The following is a 2,728-nucleotide window of genomic DNA, read 5'->3' on the forward strand; positions in this document are numbered from 1 at the left end:
GACGGGGTGCTCAACCTGCAGACGGGTATTCATCTCCATGAAGAAGAATTCGCCACGGGCATCGAGCAGGAATTCGACCGTGCCGGCGCCAACGTAGCCGATGGCCTGCGCAGCCTTGACGGCGGCTTCGCCCATTGCCCGGCGCAGCTCAGCGGAGAGACCCGGCGCGGGCGCTTCCTCGACGACCTTCTGGTGGCGGCGCTGGATCGAACAATCTCGCTCATTGAGGTAGAGGCAGTTGCCGTGCTGATCGGCGAACACCTGGATCTCGACGTGACGGGGCTTGAGGACGTATTTCTCGACCAGCATGCGCGAGTCGCCGAACGACGACTGCGCCTCGCGCTGGGCCGATTGCAGCGCCTCGGCCAGATCAGCCTCGCGCTCGACCACCTTCATGCCTTTGCCGCCACCGCCTGCAGTGGCCTTGAGCAATACCGGGTAGCCGATCTTTTCTGCAGCGACGCGGAAGGTTTCCACGTCCTGGGCTTCGCCGTGATAGCCGGGCACCAGCGGCACGCCGGCCTTTTCCATCAGTGCCTTGGCCGCCGATTTGCTACCCATGGCGTCGATGGCCGAGGCAGGCGGGCCGAGGAAGGTCAAGCCTGCGTCGTCGATGGCACGCGCGAAGTCGGCGTTTTCGGAAAGAAAGCCGTAGCCGGGATGGATCGCCTGGGCGCCGCTGGCCTTGGCAGCGGCGATCAGCTTGTCGATCAGCAGGTAACTGTCGGCCGGCTTGGCACCGCCGAGGTCAACGCGGATGTCGGCTTCGCGTGCATGCCGCGCATCGCGGTCGATGGCGCTGTGCACGGCTACGGTGGTGAGGCCCATGGCCTTGGCGGTACGCATCACGCGGCAGGCGATTTCGCCCCGGTTTGCGACCAGCAGGGTAGTTATCATTGTTCTGGCTCCTGCGTCCAATTGGGTTTGCGCTTCTCCAGAAAGGCATTGAGGCCTTCCTGTCCTTCGGGGCTGACCCGTATGCGCGCAATGGCATTTTCGGTGTAGCGGCGCAGCGCCGGGCTCAGTGAGATGCTGGCGGCTTCGCGTAAGAGATCCTTGCTGGCGCGCATGGCCTGCGGGCTGTTGAGCAACAGGTTGTCGAGCCAGCTGTGCAAGGCGTCGTCCAGCTCGGCGGCGGCGTAGGTCTCGGACAACAGGCCGAGGTCGCGGGCGCGCTCCCCGCTGAAGCGTTCACCTGTCATGGCATAGCGGCGTGTGGCGCGTTCGCCCATGGCCTTGACCACGAAGGGGCTGATCACCGCGGGTGCCAGGCCGATGCGCACTTCGGAGAGGGAAAACAGTGCGTCATGCGCACCGATGGCCATGTCGCAGCAGGCCACCAGCCCGACCGCACCACCGAACGCTGCGCCTTGCACCACCGCCAATGTTGGCAGCTTGAGGTGGTAGAGGCTGTACATCAGTTCGGCCAGCTCGCGAGCGTCGGTGAGGTTGGCATCGAAATCCAACTTCGCCGACTGTTGCATCCAGGCCAGATCCGCCCCGGCCGAAAAATGCTTGCCGCGGCCGCGCAGCAGCAGGAAGCGCAGGCTTTTGTCCGCCTGTACCGTGTCGATTGCCTGTACCAGCTCGCGGATCATTTCGGCGTTGAAGGCGTTGTTCTTTTCCGGTCGGTTGAGCCACAGGGTGGCGAAGCCGCGCGCGTCTTTGTTCAATTCGATGGTCTGGAAATCGGTCATCTGCTTCTCCTATACGAGCCAGCCAGCGGTCAGTACTGCGCTCTGTCGCGGGCCTTACATCCGGAATACGCCGAACCGGGTCGGTTCGATCGGCGCGTTGAGACTCGCCGAGATTGCCAGGCCCAGCAGGTCGCGCGTCTGCGCCGGATCAATAACACCGTCATCCCACAGTCGCGCACTGGAGTAGTAGGGATGCCCCTGATGCTCGTATTGCTCGAGAATCGGTTGTTTGAGCTGCGCTTCGTCCTGCTCGGAGAAGGCCTGCCCGCTGCGCTCGGCCTGCTCGCGCTTGACCTGAACCAGCACCCCTGCGGCCTGCTCGCCACCCATCACGCCAATGCGCGCATTGGGCCACATCCACAGGAATCGAGGATCGTAGGCGCGACCGCACATGCCGTAGTTGCCCGCGCCAAAGCTGCCGCCGATGACCACGGTAAATTTCGGCACCTGAGCGCAGGCCACTGCCGTAACCAGCTTGGCGCCATGCTTGGCGATGCCGCCGGTTTCGTACTTCTGCCCAACCATGAAGCCTGTGATGTTCTGCAGGAACAGCAGCGGGATGCCGCGCTGGCAGGCCAGTTCGATGAAATGCGCGCCTTTCTGTGCGGCTTCGGCAAACAGAATGCCGTTGTTCGCCAGAATCGCGATCGGGTAGCCGTGCAGCGTGGCAAAGCCGCACACCAGCGTGGTGCCGAACAGCGCCTTGAATTCATCGAACTCGCTTCCGTCCACCAGCCGCGCGATGACTTCGCGCACGTCATAGGGTTGCTTGGATTGCGCGGGGATCACGCCGTAAAGCTCGTCCGCTGCATAGAGAGGCGCACGCGGTTGGCGCGGCTGCACCTGGCCAAGCTTCTTCCAGTTGAGGTTGGCGACGCAGCGCCGGGCGATGGCCAGCGCGTGTTCGTCATTCTCGGCGTAATGATCAGCCACGCCCGAGGTTTTGCAGTGCACGTCGGCACCGCCCAGATCCTCCGCCGTTACCACTTCGCCGGTCGCCGCCTTTACCAGCGGCGGGGCGGCGGGGGAGA

At 63.9% G+C, this 2,728-nt stretch carries 3 protein-coding genes; all 3 read right to left on the bottom strand.

Annotated elements, in window-relative coordinates:
• Positions 1 to 897, bottom strand: an 897-nt coding sequence (locus PSTU_RS0103415) for a biotin carboxylase N-terminal domain-containing protein (protein WP_019339639.1), incomplete at its 3' end; no start/stop codon positions are given.
• Positions 894 to 1,697: a gamma-carboxygeranoyl-CoA hydratase gene (locus PSTU_RS0103420; protein ID WP_019339640.1), complete on the bottom strand. Its 804-nt coding sequence runs from the start codon at positions 1,695 to 1,697 to the stop codon at positions 894 to 896. The genes PSTU_RS0103415 and PSTU_RS0103420, both read right to left, overlap by 4 nt.
• Before the next feature lie 54 nt (positions 1,698 to 1,751).
• Positions 1,752 to 2,728 (bottom strand): carboxyl transferase domain-containing protein (locus PSTU_RS0103425; protein WP_019339641.1); only part of this gene is annotated, 977 nt, incomplete at its 5' end.

The sequence above is a fragment of the Stutzerimonas stutzeri SDM-LAC genome (genome assembly GCF_000235745.1).
Taxonomy (GTDB): domain Bacteria; phylum Pseudomonadota; class Gammaproteobacteria; order Pseudomonadales; family Pseudomonadaceae; genus Stutzerimonas; species Stutzerimonas stutzeri_H.

What these genes read in the sequence shown, in the direction of transcription:
- PSTU_RS0103420 (WP_019339640.1), bottom strand. Translation starts at nt 1,697, where the DNA reads ATGACCGATTTCCAGACCATCGAATTGAACAAAGACGCGCGCGGCTTC.